17 protein-coding genes and 1 pseudogene are annotated in these 14403 nt (G+C 62.5%); 8 read left to right on the top strand and 10 right to left on the bottom strand.

The features are described from left to right. Window positions 1-53: 53 nt before the first annotated feature. Window positions 54-431 carry a response regulator gene (locus tag U5A82_RS00715; protein ID WP_326287879.1) on the top strand — a complete coding sequence of 126 codons (378 nt, stop codon included), beginning with the start codon at window positions 54-56 and terminating at the stop codon, window positions 429-431. Window positions 432-751: 320 nt separating this feature from the next. On the opposite strand, the pseudogene U5A82_RS00710 reads toward U5A82_RS00715, so the two are convergent. The 3 genes and pseudogenes from U5A82_RS00710 to U5A82_RS00700 all read right to left on the bottom strand — a co-directional run bounded on the left by U5A82_RS00710 (window position 752) and on the right by U5A82_RS00700 (window position 2865). Next, window positions 752-1384: pseudogene (locus tag U5A82_RS00710) on the bottom strand (tyrosine-type recombinase/integrase). A gap of 306 nt (window positions 1385-1690) precedes the next feature. After that, the gene (locus tag U5A82_RS00705; RefSeq protein ID WP_326287877.1) at window positions 1691-2332 is read right to left on the bottom strand and encodes a DUF1109 domain-containing protein; all 642 of its coding nucleotides are present in this window, start codon (window positions 2330-2332) and stop codon (window positions 1691-1693) included. Beyond that, window positions 2329-2865 (bottom strand): sigma-70 family RNA polymerase sigma factor, encoded by a 537-nt coding sequence (locus U5A82_RS00700; RefSeq protein WP_326287875.1) that lies wholly within the window; start codon window positions 2863-2865, stop codon window positions 2329-2331. Before U5A82_RS00700 ends, U5A82_RS00705 begins: the two co-directional genes overlap by 4 nt. Window positions 2866-3104: 239 nt before the next feature. On the opposite strand from U5A82_RS00700, the gene U5A82_RS00695 reads away from it, so the two are divergent. From U5A82_RS00695 to U5A82_RS00680, 4 genes are all read left to right on the top strand, one after another. After that, on the top strand, window positions 3105-3812 hold the full coding sequence (locus U5A82_RS00695; RefSeq protein WP_326288761.1) for a DUF1223 domain-containing protein: 708 nt from the start codon (window positions 3105-3107) through the stop codon (window positions 3810-3812). 61 nt (window positions 3813-3873) lie between these two features. Continuing rightward, complete coding sequence (locus U5A82_RS00690) at window positions 3874-4146, top strand: hypothetical protein (protein ID WP_326287874.1); 273 nt, start codon at window positions 3874-3876, stop codon at window positions 4144-4146. A gap of 75 nt (window positions 4147-4221) precedes the next feature. Further along, window positions 4222-5040 (top strand): cytochrome b/b6 domain-containing protein, encoded by an 819-nt coding sequence (locus tag U5A82_RS00685; RefSeq protein ID WP_326287872.1) that lies wholly within the window; start codon window positions 4222-4224, stop codon window positions 5038-5040. Next, entirely contained in the window at window positions 5037-5798 is a 762-nt protein-coding gene (locus U5A82_RS00680; protein WP_326287871.1) for a molybdopterin-binding protein, read from the top strand. The genes U5A82_RS00685 and U5A82_RS00680 overlap by 4 nt, the downstream gene beginning before the upstream one ends. A gap of 10 nt (window positions 5799-5808) precedes the next feature. Here U5A82_RS00680 and U5A82_RS00675 read toward each other — a convergent pair whose 3' ends face one another. Together U5A82_RS00675 and msrA are read right to left on the bottom strand one after the other, a co-directional pair. Beyond that, window positions 5809-6330, bottom strand: a complete 522-nt coding sequence (locus U5A82_RS00675) for a DUF1993 domain-containing protein (RefSeq protein WP_326287869.1) — start codon at window positions 6328-6330, stop codon at window positions 5809-5811. A 62-nt stretch (window positions 6331-6392) separates the two neighbouring features. Then, entirely contained in the window at window positions 6393-7061 is a 669-nt protein-coding gene (msrA, locus tag U5A82_RS00670; protein WP_326287867.1) for a peptide-methionine (S)-S-oxide reductase MsrA, read from the bottom strand. 92 nt (window positions 7062-7153) lie between these two features. Here msrA and msrB point away from each other — a divergent pair, with 92 nt between their 5' ends. Further along, complete coding sequence (gene msrB, locus U5A82_RS00665; RefSeq protein ID WP_326287866.1) at window positions 7154-7684, top strand: peptide-methionine (R)-S-oxide reductase MsrB; 531 nt, start codon at window positions 7154-7156, stop codon at window positions 7682-7684. Window positions 7685-7727: 43 nt separating this feature from the next. Here the strand turns inward: msrB and U5A82_RS00660 are convergent, their stop codons facing one another. The 5 genes from U5A82_RS00660 to U5A82_RS00640 all read right to left on the bottom strand — a co-directional run bounded on the left by U5A82_RS00660 (window position 7728) and on the right by U5A82_RS00640 (window position 12944). Continuing rightward, window positions 7728-8030: a putative quinol monooxygenase gene (locus U5A82_RS00660; protein ID WP_326287864.1), complete on the bottom strand. Its 303-nt coding sequence runs from the start codon at window positions 8028-8030 to the stop codon at window positions 7728-7730. Continuing rightward, window positions 8027-8956 carry an alpha/beta hydrolase gene (locus U5A82_RS00655; RefSeq protein WP_326287862.1) on the bottom strand — a complete coding sequence of 310 codons (930 nt, stop codon included), beginning with the start codon at window positions 8954-8956 and terminating at the stop codon, window positions 8027-8029. Before U5A82_RS00655 ends, U5A82_RS00660 begins: the two co-directional genes overlap by 4 nt. Next, entirely contained in the window at window positions 8953-10590 is a 1638-nt protein-coding gene (locus U5A82_RS00650; protein ID WP_326287860.1) for an FMN-binding glutamate synthase family protein, read from the bottom strand. The genes U5A82_RS00655 and U5A82_RS00650 overlap by 4 nt, the downstream gene beginning before the upstream one ends. After that, window positions 10587-12296 carry a thiamine pyrophosphate-dependent enzyme gene (locus U5A82_RS00645; protein ID WP_326287858.1) on the bottom strand — a complete coding sequence of 570 codons (1710 nt, stop codon included), beginning with the start codon at window positions 12294-12296 and terminating at the stop codon, window positions 10587-10589. Before U5A82_RS00645 ends, U5A82_RS00650 begins: the two co-directional genes overlap by 4 nt. Before the next feature lie 387 nt (window positions 12297-12683). Further along, the gene (locus U5A82_RS00640; RefSeq protein ID WP_326288811.1) at window positions 12684-12944 is read right to left on the bottom strand and encodes a hypothetical protein; all 261 of its coding nucleotides are present in this window, start codon (window positions 12942-12944) and stop codon (window positions 12684-12686) included. Between U5A82_RS00640 and U5A82_RS00635 the strand changes: the two genes are divergently transcribed. Both U5A82_RS00635 and U5A82_RS00630 read left to right on the top strand, forming a co-directional pair. Beyond that, the gene (locus U5A82_RS00635) at window positions 12885-13832 is read left to right on the top strand and encodes a catalase family peroxidase (RefSeq protein ID WP_326288759.1); all 948 of its coding nucleotides are present in this window, start codon (window positions 12885-12887) and stop codon (window positions 13830-13832) included. The genes U5A82_RS00640 and U5A82_RS00635 overlap by 60 nt on opposite strands. Next, window positions 13829-14356 (top strand): cytochrome b, encoded by a 528-nt coding sequence (locus U5A82_RS00630; protein ID WP_326287857.1) that lies wholly within the window; start codon window positions 13829-13831, stop codon window positions 14354-14356. Before U5A82_RS00635 ends, U5A82_RS00630 begins: the two co-directional genes overlap by 4 nt. The last annotated feature ends 47 nt before the right edge of the window (window positions 14357-14403 follow it).

The following is a 14403-nucleotide window of genomic DNA, read 5'->3' as shown; positions in this document are numbered from 1 at the left end:
AGCATTCAGGTAGTCCGCGGCTTGTCCCGAGCATGACGGACAGGAGAGCCGTTATGCCAGCAGATGATAAGCAAACCGTCCTCGTTGTCGAAGACGATGTACTCGTTCGGATGCACGGCGTCGACATTTTGGAGGATGCCGGCTTCACCGTTCTGGAAGCCGAGACCGCCGACGACGCGATCATGCTGCTCCAGGGGCAGCAGGACGTGCATCTCCTATTTTCCGATATCGACATGCCCGGAAGTATGAATGGTCTCGAACTGGCCCAACTGGTCCGCGACCGCTGGCCGAAGGTTCGCCTTCTGCTCACATCCGGCCATCATCACATCGCAGAGGAGGCGCTCCCGGAGCATGGTCGGTTCGTCCGCAAGCCGTGGACCCGTGAACGGCTCATCGCGACGATCCAGGCGACGTTGGCGGCCGGTGCCTGACGACGCAGTGGGCCTTGACCGCGGCGTGATGCCGGGCGGGGACCATGGGCGGTGAAGCTGCACATCCGACATAAGGCTTGCTATAGCTACTCGCAGCCCGTCGAGATCTGTCGCATCGAGCGACGGCATTCTCAGCCTCATCCCCCCGAAACCTAACAGTCAACTCTTGGCCAAATTATGCTCGTATCTCGCCGCCGGTGCCGTGACCTGAGAAAGTACGCACATGGGGAAAGTCGTCGTTGGCAGGGATTTCCAGGGGAGACAGGACTGTTACAAGCGTCGTGAGGTAGGCCCCTCGCCGGAGGCGAGGAGCCGATTGGTCAAATCTCGGTATTTTCGGCGAGGGCAAGCGCATCCTCCACGTCTATACCGAGGTAGCGCACCGTATTCTCGATCTTGCTATGACCGAGCAGAATCTGGACGGCGCGAAGGTTGCCGGTCGCCCTGTAGATTATCGATGCCTTCGTGCGGCGAAGAGAGTGTGTGCCATACTAGCTTCGCATCAGGCCTACCCCAGTCACCCATTCATCGACAAGCCGGGCATACTGGCGGGTACTGAGATGTCCACTATGATCAACCCGGCTGGGAAAGACATAGTCGTCGACCGTCCCGCCCCGCCGCTCAAGCCAAGTCAGCAGACTGGACCGAGCGTCTGGAAGCAGTTCGAACTGAACTGGCCGACCTGTTTTCTGCTGCATCACGATCGCGCGGGTTCGGATCTGCCCGCCGCTAACAAGGTCGCCGATCTTCATCTGCACCAAGTCGCAGCCTCGAAGCTTGCTGTCGATCGCCAAATCGAACAGCGCCCGGTCTCGCAAGCGGCGACGCTGATTGAGGTAAAATCGGATCTCCCATATTTGTTTCGGTTTCAGTGCGCGCTTCGCGCCGACGGTCCTTCCAGCGTTCCAGACTTGGCGCTTAGAGGCCATGTGTTCGTTTTCAGGCATCTCCATAATCATTCTCCTATGGCCAGACTGGCCGCTCGGAGAACGCTTTGGCACTCTAGAAATGGCAAGATAACGAGGCATTTGCCTAACAATTGACGCCTTCCACGTTTGCAGCGGTAAGGTCAGCTCATGCAGAAACCATTCATCCGCGAGTTGGAGCCTTCCTAATCGACCGAAAGTGGCTCTTTCCGCGTCTGCCAACCTTTGTCGGTCCAGCTGCAAGTTTTTCGGTCCCAAGTCCGGTCCGTCTGCTGTTCCTGTTCACCTGCTACGCGGGCTTCAAAAGCGACACTATCTGATAGCTGCGCCATCTCACCAGCGAAGCAGCCGCGGCCCAAGCAGCGCGCCGATGCTTGCGGCAAGCAGCATCCCCAGGGTGTACCAGGTCAGCACGAACAGCGCGGAGACCTCCGGGCAATGCAGGCAATAGAGGGTCGCAGCCCACGCTCCTGCCGAAAGACCCGCTGCGGCACCTGCCGCTCGCAGCCGGGTCGGGGCAAGACGCCTGAACGACCAGAGCAGCCCGGCGAAGATCGGCGCCGACAGCATCAGCACCAGCCATGGACATTTCTTCCAGCTATTCCCCAGCCACATCGCGAACCAGTCGCCGGACGGGACATGCGCCATTTCGGTGACACTTACTGCCGCCAGCAGGGCGAACGGGATGGCGACCGGCCAGAAGCCGATCAGTCTGACAGGCTCGGGCCGTGCAAGGCGTGCAATCAGGATCGCAGCGCCGATGCCCAGCGAGACCGTATAGGCCCACTTCATCCAGAAGGCGAAACCGCACATGGCGATGCCAAGGTCGCTGCGGAAGCCGAGGACGATGGAGATCAGCAGAAGCGTGACCGCACCGCCGCCGATCATGCCATACAGTAGTCGCCGCCCGAACGCACGACGAGGCACGGGCCTAAGGTCCTTGGTCACGGCGTCTATGAGCGTATCGATGGTCATCGGCGCTCCCCCAGGATCCGCGCGGCGAGTGCTTTGAGGCCGCGGTGGACCGAGACCTTCACATCCGATTCGCCCAATTCCGTGTCGCTGGCGACCTCTGCGATGCTATGCCCTTCGATGCGGGTCTTGCGGATCAAAGAGGATTGCTTTTCGGGAAGCTCGGAAAGAAGCCGATCGACGTCCAGTTGGGCATTGGTCGCGTCGTCGAAGCAATCGGTGGCGAGAATATCTTCGAGACCTTCCATCGACATGGTCTGGCGCATACGGCGGAACCGGTCGATCAGCTTGTAGCGCGCAACCGCGAACAGCCATGCGGTGAACGGCCGTTCCCGGTCATAGCTCATACGGCGCGTATGGATGGCAATCAGGGTATCCTGCACGAGATCCTCTAAGTCCTGCGCGTCGCCGAGCCGGCGACGGTAAAAGCCGCGCAATACAGGCACAAGCGCGCGCAGCAACGCGGTATAGGCTGCCGCGTCTCCATCCAGGCCTTCGACCATCCACATTTTGAGCTGATCTTCGCTCTGCTGCATTAGCGCTCCTGACGATCCATTCGCGTGGAACGCTGGAAAAGTTACAAAGGCGGCACAGGCTCACGGAATTCGTGCAGGGCAACGACTGTTTCAGGCATCTAGTGGATGCCGCAACGCCTTATTTTCTACCCCGTGTAACCGGATCGGTCGCGCTTGCGAATAGTGGGTAACAGCCAGAACGGCTGCCAGGACAATCGACCGAGAGGCCAGCCGTGCTGCGCACTCCTTCCACACTTGCTATGCTATTATGGGCTTCAGCCGCTCAGGCCTTCATTGGAGCTGCCGGACCTGGGCAAACGGCAGCGCCGCGCACCGAACGGGCGAGCCCGGCGCGGCCCGTAGTCATCGAACTGTTCCAGAGCCAGGGCTGTTCGTCCTGTCCGCCGGCCAACGCGATGCTGAACGCGGTCGCGGACCGCCCCGATGTGCTCGCCCTCTCCTTTGCCGTCACCTATTGGGACCGGCTGGGCTGGAAGGACAGTTTCGGTTCTCCCGTCTTCACGGCCCGGCAGCAGGACTATGCGCGCGCCGGTCAGGGCGAGGTCGCCACCCCGGAGATGATCATCAACGGCAGCACCGCCATCGTCGGGAGCGATCGGCGCGCCTTCGATGCGGCGCTGGCCAGCGCCCGCGCGCCAAGCGGCGGTCCCGACATTGCAGCGAATGGCGGACAGGTCCGCATCGCCCCGGCGAAGGCGCAAGGGACAGCGGCCGTCTGGCTCGTGCGATACGACCCGCATGTCCGGCAGGTTCCGATCCGGGCCGGCGAGAATGGCGGCCGCACGCTCCCCCATCGCGGGATCGTGCGCGAGCTGGTGAAGCTCGGTTCCTGGACCGGTCCTGCCACATCCTTCGCGCTGCCCGCTTCCACCGAGCAAGGCCTGTCGTCCGCCATTCTGGTCCAGCGCGGGACCGGCGGGCCGATCATCGCCGCGCGCAAGCTCTGACATTCCCGGCCGACGGTATCGCGGCCCGTTCCCCCTAACGATGCCGATCAAGGAGAAAACCATGCGTATCCTCACCCTTATCGCGATTTCGGCCATGTCGATCGCCACCGTAACCCCCGCTTTGGCGCAGGATGCCATGATGAAGGGCGGCATGAAGTCCGACAAGATGATGACGATGTCGGCCGCCGACACGAAGAAGATGAAGATGTGCCAGGCAATGCCGCACGACAAGATGATGAAGAATGCCGGCTGCATGAAGATGTCCAAGATGCACCCCGACATGATGAAGGCTGACCCGATGGCGAAGGGCAAGATGATGACGCCGGGTCACTGAGGCTTAGCCTCTTAGGAGGGTGCGGCCAAACGCCGCGCCCTCTGCTTCCCCAGATTCTCCGACAGGAGCCGTACCATGTCCGATCCTGATCGATCCGCACCGGAAGGCGGCGATCTCATCTACCGGCAACGCCGGCCAGTCCGGCTATGGCATTGGCTGAACGCCTTGAGCGTCATCGTCATGCTGATGAGCGGTCTGATGATCTTCAACGCCCACCCGATGCTCTATTGGGGCCAATATGGCGCCAATGACGACACGCCATGGCTCGCGATAGGCAGTGAGGACCAAAAGGGCTTCCTCAAGCTCGGGTCACTGTCGATCCCCACCACCGGCGTGCTCGGGATATCGGACGGCAATGAGCTTGCCTTCCCGGCCCTGGTCACGATCCCATCGACTTATGATCTGGCAGCGGCGCGCCAATGGCATTTCGCCTTTGCCTGGATTCTGGTCGTGCCGGGCCTGCTGTTCTGGCTCTGGGGCCTCGCGACCCGCCATGTCCAGCGCGACCTGACGCCCACGCGGGACGAATTGCGTCCGCGCCACATCTGGCAGGATATCAAGAACCATGCCCGCCTGCGCTTCCCCAAGGGCGAGGCCGCGCGGCGCTACAATATCCTGCAAAAGCTGAGCTATGTCGGTGTGATCTTCGGCCTGCTGCCGGCGATGGTTCTGACCGGGCTTACCATGTCGCCGGGCATGGACGCAGCCTGGCCCTGGTTGCTCGACGTGTTCGGTGGCCGCCAATCGGCGCGTTCGATCCATTTCATCTGCGCGGGCCTGCTCGTCGCGTTCATCTTCGTCCATCTGGCGATGGTCCTGCTCGCCGGCCGGGTGAACGAACTACGCTCGATGATCACCGGCTGGTACCGCCTGTCCAGGGAGAAAGCGCAATGACGATCCTGACACGCCGCAAGCTCATCGGATCGATCGGCGCGGGTGCGGGCAGCCTGCTGCTTGGCGGTTGCGACCGCATCGTCGCATCGCCGACGGTCCGCAATGTACTCGGCTTCGGCGAAGGGCTGACGCGGCGTGCCCAGCGCGTAGTGACCGATCGCCATGCGCTCGCCCGCGAATATGCCGCGTCCGACATGTCACCCAGCTTCCGCATGAACGGCAACACCATGCCGGGCGGCGACGCCTATCAGGCGCATATGGAGCGGGGCTTTGCCGACTGGAAACTTGCGGTCGATGGCCTTGTCCGGCGGCCTCTGGCCTTTTCGCTCGCGCAGATCCGGGCGCTGCCAGCGCGAACCCAGACTACGCGCCACGACTGTGTCGAGGGCTGGAGCGCCATCGGCAAATGGACCGGCCTGCCCTTGAAGCTGCTGATGGACGCTGCCGGTCCGCTGGCTGCGGCCCGCTATGTCGTTTTCCATTGTGCCGACGATTTCGGTGGCGATCCCTATTATGAGAGCATCGACCTGATCGACGCCTATCATCCGCAGACGATCCTGGCCTGGGGCATGAACGACGAGTTGCTGAGCGTTGGCCATGGCGCCCCGCTCCGCCTGCGGGTCGAGCGGCAGCTCGGCTACAAGCAGGCCAAATATGTGATGCGGATCGAACTGGTCGACAATCTGGCGAAGGTCGGCGCCGGCAAGGGCGGCTACTGGGAAGATTCGGCGGACTATCAATGGTACGCCGGTATTTGACCGGCATCTGTCATCGCTTCTTGCGCACCCGGCCGTTGAAGTCGCGCTTGCCGATTTCCAGCCCCTTCATCCGCAGGATGTCGTAGGCCGTCGTCGCATGGAAATAGAAATTGGGCTGCGAGAAGGACAGAAGGAAATCCTCCGCCAGAAAATCGATATGCTGGTCGCCGAAGGTGAAACGCATGTCGCGCCCGATGAAGCTTTCGACCTCCTCGGGGTCGATCGCTTCCAGGCTGGCGATCGTCTCGGCCACCCGCGCGCGAAGCCCCTCGAAGGTGGCGGGCGGCTGCGTCGTGTCGGGCGAGAAGCTGCCGCGCCGCACCCCTTCGATTGCGCCGATCGAGTGCACCGCTGTCGACTTCACCTGATAGGCGAAAGGCAGCATGTCGTCGGCCAGGCGCGCCTCGATCAGTGCTTCAGCCGGCCAGCCTTTCTCGCTGCAATATGCCTCTACCTTGGTGACGAGACGCGAAACGGACCCGAGGATTTGCAGCCAGGACGGGATGATTGCCGCATAGAGGGTAAAGGCCATGTTTCTCTCCCATGTTCGTCGTCCATGGGTAGCGGCCTCATGGGGTTTCAGCCAGCCTTCCCTCAGGCCTTCCAGTTGTTCGGGAATAGCCGTTTGAGCGCTTCGACCTTGGGCCGGTCGTTATAGACGATGTAGGGATAGGTCGGATTGCGGGCCATGAAATCCTGGTGATAGGCCTCGGCCGGATAGAAGACGCGGCCAGCTTCGATGCGCGTCACGATCGGGCGGCTGTAGACATGGGCCTCCGTCAGTTGCGCGATATTGGCGCGCGCGACCTTGTCTTGAGCAGGCGTCATGGGGAACAGTGCCGACCGATATTGCGTGCCGGAATCCGGTCCCTGCCGATTGACCTGCGTAGGATCGGCCACCACCGAGAAATAGATCCGCAGAAGATCGGCGTAGTTCACCTGAGCAGGATCGAACACGATCTTCACCGATTCCGCATGGCCCGTCGTCCCGGACGACACCGTCTCATAGTCCGCCGTCGACGCCTTGCCGCCGGCATAGCCCGACGTCGCGCTGATGACGCCCTTCACATGGGAGAAGACGCCCTCCACGCCCCAGAAGCAGCCGCCAGCAAAGATCGCGGTTTCCTTCTGGCCGGTCGCGGGTTCGGTGATCGCCGCGACGGGCGCCATCACCACCTTCTCGGCGGCGATGCCGGGGCTCATCATGGTGAGCAGGCCGCCACCTGCAAGAAGCACGGCGATCACGGGAACGAAGCGAGGCATGGGGCATACTCCTGCGGTTATGCAGGGATATACGTTAGGCGAAGCCAGCCGGTTACATCGCGTGCGCGAATTCTGTGTAACCAGACGCCCGGATGACACGTATAAGAGGTACGACAACTTCTCCCGCTGCCCACGACCGTCGTCGCTTCCTCGCCCTGTGCGGCACCGCTGCACTTGGAGCGCTGGCTTGGCGGCTGGCCGGTGCAGGCTCTGAGCCTGCGGCCGCTGCAACCCCTCCGACCTTCACGCTTACCGACGCCGAATGGCGAAAGCGGCTTTCACCGGGCGCCTATGCCGTCCTGCGCCAGGCCAGCACCGAGCGGCCCTATTCGAGCCCGCTCAACGACGAACATCGCAAGGGCGGGTTCGTTTGCGCCGGCTGCGCGCTGCCGCTGTTTTCGTCGACCACCAAATTCGACAGCGGCACTGGCTGGCCCAGCTTCTATGCGCCTCTGCCACGCGCGGTGGCGACGCGAACCGACCGTGAACTGCTCATGGCCCGCACCGAGGTGCATTGCGCCCGCTGCGCTGGCCATCTGGGCCATGTCTTCGAAGACGGCCCGAAGCCGACAGGGTTACGCTATTGCATGAACGGGGTGGCGATGCGGTTCCTTGGGAGCTGATATAGTCAGAACTGCGCGGCGCAAAGGCACAAGTGGATTGCCCCTAAAGCTGTAGCAGCGTGCCAAGGAGATGCTGTTCCATCTCGCTTTCCAGAATCGGCCCCAGCTTGGGCGTCGCCGCCTTCATGGTCGGCGATTCCATATGCGCCGCCAAAGCTGCCTTGTCGCGCCAGACCTCATAGGTCACGAAACGGCCCGGACGCTTGATGTCCTCGTGCAGGCTATAGGCCTTGCATCCATCCTCCTGCCGGAAGGCTTCGGTCGCGGGTATCAGCAGGTCGCGCAGGGCATCCGCCTGATCCGGCTTGCTGGTGAGGATAGCCACCACATAAAGATCGTCCGTCATTCCTTGACTCCTTGAGTTCTGGCGAGGGCAGTCCGCAGGAAATGGACGCTGTCCGCGAGCACGGGCGCCTTGCCCCTGAAGGGCGCCGACAGGGCCATCGCAACATTTTCATGGCTCAGCCCGGGATAGTCGATTTGCGTGACCCGTCCATGCAGCGCCTGAAGGCGCGTGGTCAGATTGTTCGCATTATGCGCCCTGACCTCGACATCGTCGCCGGCGGAGACGAGCAGCATGGGCGCCGCGTCCGCCCGCGCGAAACGGATCGGCTGCGTCAGTTGCGGATCGGGCGCGCCCAGCATCGCGTCGATCGCGCGCCTGTCGGTGAAGGGATAGAAATCATAGGGGCCGCACAGAGCCACGGCCGCCTTGATGATGCCGGGATCGACTTTTTGCGCGCGCAGCCACTGCGGGTCGAGCGTCAGCATCGCGACCGTATAGGCGCCGGCCGAATGACCGGCCACGGCAATATGGCCGGCATCACCGCCAAAGTCGCCGACATGGTCGCGCGTCCAGCGAACCGCCTGTGCGCCGTCTTCGAGGAAGGCGGGGAAGCGAACAGCCGGCACCTTGCGATAATCCGGCACCACGACGACGAAGCCCTGTTTCGCATAGGCTCTGGCCGCGAAGGCATAGGCTTCCCGCGTGCCTTTCACCCAACCGCCGCCATACCAGAAGATCACGACCGGCAAGGACTGCTGGCTCCGCTGCGTTGGTCGCCACACATCCAATCGCTGGTCGTGCGTGCCGAAGGCGATGGCATCGCCCGCCTTTTCCACGCCCAGACCGCCGCCCATCGCGCCATCCAGGATGCTCAGCAGCATCGGCGGCGATGTCACGCTCGCGGCCACGCCCAGTCCGAGCAGAATTGCGAGCGATCCGGCAACAAAGGGATGATGAAGAAGAAGCCCGCGCTTCGTTTCCTTCACATCCGCCTCGCGAAGCTGGCCGGATCGGCCGCATTCCACCAGGCGGCAAGACGCGGATCGCGCGCGCCGTCCAGCAGTTCGCCCGGCTGTACGAACGGGTAGATCTCGTCGATCGACCGCATCTCCGCCGCATTGATCCGCTGGCGCAGGCCGTCGGGGGTAAATTCGTCCGGCGAGTTCAGTCCTGCGGCTACAACGATGTCATGCAGCGCATCGAGGGTCGCCTGCTGGAAGCGCGCGACGCGCTGCGCCTTTTCCGGCACGACCAGAGCGCGCTGGCGCGCCGGCGACTGGGTCGCGACCCCCGTGGGGCAGGTGTCGGTGTGACAGCGCATCGACTGCACGCAGCCGAGCGAGAACATGAACGACCGCGCCGCATTGCACCAGTCGGCACCCAGCGCCGCATTCATGGCGATCGCTGCGCCCGAATAGACCTTTCCGGACGCGGCAAGTTTGACCTTGCCCTTGAGGTTGGTGCCGACAAGCGCGTTACGGGCCATTATCAACCCTTCGCGCAGCGGCATGCCGACCCGGTCGGACAGTTCGGTGGGCGCGGCGCCCGTGCCGCCTTCCGCGCCGTCGATAACGATGAAATCGACCAGTATCTCCGTCTCGATCATCGCCTTCACCACGGCGAACAGTTCGTGCGGATAGCCGACACACAGCTTGATCCCGACCGGCTTGCCGCCGGACAGGTCACGCATCTGCGCGGCGAAGACCAGCAGTTCGCGCGGCGTCGAAAAGGCGGTGTGATAGGGCGGCGAGAGGCAATCCTCGCCCTCGGGAATATCGCGGATCTTGGCGATCTCCGCCGTCACCTTGGGACCGGGCAGCAATCCGCCATGCCCTGGCTTGGCGCCCTGGCTCAGCTTGATTTCCGTCATCACCACCGCGTCATTGGCGGCGCGTTCCTTGAAATGGGAAGGCTCGAAATTGCCCTGCGCGTCGCGGTAGCCGAAATAGCCCGATCCCAGTTCCCACACCACGTCGCCGCCATGTTTGAGATGATAGGGTGACAGGCCGCCTTCGCCGGTATCATGGTAGAAGCCGCCGATCTTCGCGCCCAGGTTCAGCGCCTCGATCGCGTTTGCGCCCAGCGCGCCGAAACTCATCGCCGAAATGTTGAGCCGCGCGGCCTTGTAAGGTCGGCTGCATTGGTCCGTTCCCACGGTGACGCGGGTATATTTCTCGGCATAGCGGGACGGCGCGATCGAATGAGCGAGCCACTCATATTCCTCGGAATAGACGTCGAGTTCCGTCCCGAACGGATGGGTCGAGACATCCCCCTTGGCGCGGGCATAGACCAGCGCCCGCTCGTCATGGCTGAAGGGGCGTCCGTCCAGATCGCTTTCGACGATGTAAGCGCGAAGGAAGGGGCGCAGCCATTCGAAGAACCAGCGGACGCGCGCCGATGCGGGATAATTGCGGCGGAGCGAATGGCGGGTCTGCGACAGGTCGATCAGCGCCAGAACCAGCAGCGGCACGAACAGCAGGAGCAGCCACCAGATGCGGGGATGACGCAAGCCGATGACCGCAACCGCCGTCGTTCCCGCCAGGCCGATCAAGAGCAGAATGTTACGTGACAACGCATGGTCGCGGAACAGAGCGTCCGCGAGACCAGGCCGGGCGTTCATGACAACAAATTCCGCACCATGCCCACGACGTCACGACCGCGACCGCCCAGCACCGCCTTGGCGGAATAGAGCGCCATGCCCGCCACCTGTCCTGGTTTCACACTGGGCGGCATAACTAGTTCGAACCGATCCGTGACCACATCAAGCAAGGCCGGCCCCGGCTCGGCGAGCCATGCCTGAACGGCGGCGTCGAGATCTTCGGATTTCTCGACCCGCCACCCGCGAAAGCCGATTGCTTCGGCCACGCGCGCGAAGTCGGGATTGACGAGGCCGGTATAGGCGTCGAGCAGCCCCTCGACCTTCTGCTCGATCTCCACGAAGTCGAGTGCGCCATTATTGTAGACGACCACCTTGATGGGCAGCTTCTCCTGCACGGCTGTCAGCAGGTCGCCGAGCAGCATGGCAATCCCGCCATCGCCCGACAGCGCGATGACCTGCCGGTCGGGAAATGCCGCCTTGGCGCCCAGCGCCTGCGGCATCGCGTTCGCCATCGTGCCATGGCTGAGGCTGACCACGGTGCGGTTCTGGCCGGTCGATGCGATATGCCGCAGGCTCCAGACCATCGGCGATCCGCCATCGGCCGTGAACACGGCATCGACATCGGCGTGGCGCGAGATCGTCTCGGTCAGATATTGCGGATGGATCGCGCCGCCCTTGCCCACGGTCGCATGTTTCGCCTGCGCCGCCACGGCCTTGCGATGATGGTCGAGGCATTCGTCGAGAAACTTGTCGTCATCACGCTGCACGACGCGCGGCAGCAGCGCATCGAGCGTCGGGCCGATATCGCCGACCACGCCGATATCGACCGGGTGCCGACGGCCCAGATGCGTGCCATCGAGATCGACCTGAAGGATCGTCGCCTTCTCCGGATAGAATTGCCGCCACGCAAAGTCGCAGCCGAGCAGCAAGAGCACATCGCACGACATGAGCGCATGATAGCCGGACTCGCTACCGAAAATGCCGGTCATGCCCACATCGAACGGGTTGTCATGCTCCAGAAAATCCTTGGCGCGCGATGTGCGCGCTACTGGCGCGCGCAGCCGATTGGCAAGCGCCACGACGGCGTCATGCGCGCGTTCGCAGCCCGAACCGCCATAGATCGCCACACGCCTGCCACCATTGATCGCGGCAGCCAGCCGATCGAGTTCCGCATCGGATGGACGCACCACAGGCTCTGCGCAATGCACGGCGAAGTGTGGTTCATCGGGCGCCTTGGCGCTCGACACATCCGCAGGCACGATCAGCACCGCGACGCCGCGCCGGGCGAGCGCCGCTTGCGCCGCCATCGCCGTCATCCGTCGCGCCTGCGCAGGCGTGCGTATCTCCTCGCAAAAGACGCTGCACGAGGCATAGACCGACTTGAAATCGACCTCCTGCGGGAAATCGAAACCCAGTTCGTCCCTGACGATCTGGCTGGCGATCAGCACCACCGGCGCGCGATTGCGATGGGATTCGAACAGGCCGTTGATGAAATGCAGGCTGCCCGGACCGCAAGAGCCGGCGCAGGCGGCCAGTTCGCCCGTCAGCATCGCGTCGGCGCCGGCCGCGAAGCCCGCCGCCTCTTCGTGCCGTACATGCACCCATCTTATGTCGCTGGTCCGAATGGCATCGGTGATGTGATTGAGCGTGTCGCCAGGAATGCCGTAACAGCGACGAACACCTGCGGCCTGAAGCGTTTCCACGATCACTTGTGCCACTGTCGTCATATGCGCGTCCTCGCGGATGTTGGGGAATTTGTACGCAAACGCATGAGGGTTGGCGCAGGGTCATGACGCTCACGAAAATATTGGGGTTTCGCGCGCCGTCGTCACCGGCGCGCTGCAGGTGAGCAAGGCCTATGAGGCGTTCAATGGCCCGTCCTCAGCAAGCTTGCTGCGGTAATGCCAGCCAGCCAAAGACTGCGAACGACTTGCGCGTCGGCCATCCTTGCGAACGGCCTTGCTCACGGTGCTGGTCGTTCCGATCAGGCCGCTGCTCCTTCTCTGGGACTGATCCTTTCGTAAAAAACGAAGGAGAGACGACACTGATGCAACCAGTATGTCTCACCAGTGCGGAACAGATAGACGCCTGAAGCTTTGTTGCGACAGTGAAACCTACATTTCGGGAGACCGCATTTGGCGGACGACGCGCAGCCACCCGAAAATGACCCCGATCACCAACCGCCGGACACATTGTCGCTGCTCAAGCGACGACCTGCTCAAGTTATCGCTATCGCCACTGTGCTGGCTACGACTGCCGGCCTTTTCCTGTACGCTGGCGGCTTCTTCAGTACCGGCCGATTGAGCGGCGCCCGAATGACCAATGAAATCGAAGCAGGCGGTGGCGGGACCCATGCCGGATTTCGTCGGGCTCATGCAAAGGGCATTTGCATAGCTGGAACCTTCGTGGGCAGTGCTGCGGGGCGCGCCCTGTCAACAGCCGCCGTATTCAACGGTGATGTGGTCCCCGTCACTGGCCGGTTTGCCGTCGGAAGTCCGGATCCTTACGGCAAGGATCCGGAAGCTGGTGTGCGCAGCATGGCGTTGCGGTTGCAGCCCGCCGACGCGCAGGAATGGCGCATGGCAATCAATGATACGCCGGGCCTTGCCGTCTCGACGCCCCAGGATTTTTACGACAATGCGGTCGCCTCCGCGCCCGACCCTGCGACCGGCAAGCCGGATCCTACAAAGATGAATGCGTTTCTGGCCCGGCATCCTGAAACGGTCGCCTTCAAGGCGCGGATGCTGGCAAAGCCCACGGCGTCGGGTTTTGCCAATGACAGCTACAACAGCATCAACGGCTTCCTCTTTGTGGACCCCGATGGCAGGCGCCATCTGGTTCGCTGGTCGATGCAGGCAACCGATCCCTTTGAAACGCTATCGCCCGATCAGCGCAAAGGTCGATCGGCAAACTACATGTTCGAAGACCTGATTGCCCGCGTCGCCAAGGCACCGGTCAAATGGCGCCTCGTTGCAACGATCGCCGAACCGGGCGATCCCAACAAAGCCGCCGAAATCTGGCCGGAAAACAGGAAGAAGGTCGACATGGGCGAATTGGTGATCGATCATGTCGAACCCGAAGCGACGGGCAATTGTCAGGACGTCAATTTCGACCCGCTGGTGCTGCCGGCAGGCATCGAGCCGTCCGATGACCCCATACCATATGCCCGATCGGCGGTTTATGCCGAAAGCTTCAGGCGCCGCGCGGGAGAGCGTAAGCCACCTAGCGCAGTTACGGGCCATTTAGCGGGATCGGCGCGATGACACAGGCAGCAGCGCGTTTCCCGCTCCTTTCCCGGCTGTTGCACTGGACGATGGCAACGCTGATCCTTGTCATGCTGTTTATCGGCATCGGCATGGTAAGTACGACATCGCCGCGCTATCATATGTTGCTCTCGGTCCATCGCAGTATCGGGATCCTGATCCTGATTCTGGTGGCAGCGCGCCTGATCAACCGGCTGATAAACCCTCCTCCCGGCTTGCCTGCCGATCTTCCTGACTGGCAGAAAGCGATGGCCAAAGCCTCCCACTGGCTGCTTTACGGTCTGATGTTTGCCTTGCCGATCATAGGTTGGGCGATGTTATCCGCTGGCGGCTATCCGATCGAAATCTTTGGCTCCATCGATCTGCCGCCGATCCTGCATCGCGATCTTGCCCTGTTTGCTGGCTTGCGCTCTGCCCATACGGTGCTGGCGCTGTTGCTGTTCGCGACCTTTCTGGCACATCTGGGGGCTGCTTTGTTTCATGGGTTTATCCGGCGAGATGGCGTGTTGAAAAGCATGATGTAGCAGATAGCGAGAGGCGGTCGCAGCGGCCTCGTCCATAAGGTCTGCCA

This window comes from Sphingobium sp. CR2-8 (assembly GCF_035818615.1).
Classification (GTDB): Bacteria; Pseudomonadota; Alphaproteobacteria; order Sphingomonadales; family Sphingomonadaceae; genus Sphingobium.
This window is presented reverse-complemented; position numbering and strand designations above follow the sequence as displayed.

What these genes read in the sequence shown, in the direction of transcription:
- U5A82_RS00715 (WP_326287879.1), top strand. Translation starts at nt 54, where the DNA reads ATGCCAGCAGATGATAAGCAAACCGTCCTCGTTGTCGAAGACGATGTA.
- U5A82_RS00705 (WP_326287877.1), bottom strand. Translation starts at nt 2,332, where the DNA reads ATGACCATCGATACGCTCATAGACGCCGTGACCAAGGACCTTAGGCCC.
- U5A82_RS00700 (WP_326287875.1), bottom strand. Translation starts at nt 2,865, where the DNA reads ATGCAGCAGAGCGAAGATCAGCTCAAAATGTGGATGGTCGAAGGCCTG.
- U5A82_RS00695 (WP_326288761.1), top strand. Translation starts at nt 3,105, where the DNA reads ATGCTATTATGGGCTTCAGCCGCTCAGGCCTTCATTGGAGCTGCCGGA.
- U5A82_RS00690 (WP_326287874.1), top strand. Translation starts at nt 3,874, where the DNA reads ATGCGTATCCTCACCCTTATCGCGATTTCGGCCATGTCGATCGCCACC.
- U5A82_RS00685 (WP_326287872.1), top strand. Translation starts at nt 4,222, where the DNA reads ATGTCCGATCCTGATCGATCCGCACCGGAAGGCGGCGATCTCATCTAC.
- U5A82_RS00680 (WP_326287871.1), top strand. Translation starts at nt 5,037, where the DNA reads ATGACGATCCTGACACGCCGCAAGCTCATCGGATCGATCGGCGCGGGT.
- U5A82_RS00675 (WP_326287869.1), bottom strand. Translation starts at nt 6,330, where the DNA reads ATGGCCTTTACCCTCTATGCGGCAATCATCCCGTCCTGGCTGCAAATC.
- msrA (WP_326287867.1), bottom strand. Translation starts at nt 7,061, where the DNA reads ATGCCTCGCTTCGTTCCCGTGATCGCCGTGCTTCTTGCAGGTGGCGGC.
- msrB (WP_326287866.1), top strand. Translation starts at nt 7,154, where the DNA reads ATGACACGTATAAGAGGTACGACAACTTCTCCCGCTGCCCACGACCGT.
- U5A82_RS00660 (WP_326287864.1), bottom strand. Translation starts at nt 8,030, where the DNA reads ATGACGGACGATCTTTATGTGGTGGCTATCCTCACCAGCAAGCCGGAT.
- U5A82_RS00650 (WP_326287860.1), bottom strand. Translation starts at nt 10,590, where the DNA reads ATGAACGCCCGGCCTGGTCTCGCGGACGCTCTGTTCCGCGACCATGCG.
- U5A82_RS00645 (WP_326287858.1), bottom strand. Translation starts at nt 12,296, where the DNA reads ATGACGACAGTGGCACAAGTGATCGTGGAAACGCTTCAGGCCGCAGGT.
- U5A82_RS00635 (WP_326288759.1), top strand. Translation starts at nt 12,885, where the DNA reads ATGACCAATGAAATCGAAGCAGGCGGTGGCGGGACCCATGCCGGATTT.
- U5A82_RS00640 (WP_326288811.1), bottom strand. Translation starts at nt 12,944, where the DNA reads ATGAGCCCGACGAAATCCGGCATGGGTCCCGCCACCGCCTGCTTCGAT.
- U5A82_RS00630 (WP_326287857.1), top strand. Translation starts at nt 13,829, where the DNA reads ATGACACAGGCAGCAGCGCGTTTCCCGCTCCTTTCCCGGCTGTTGCAC.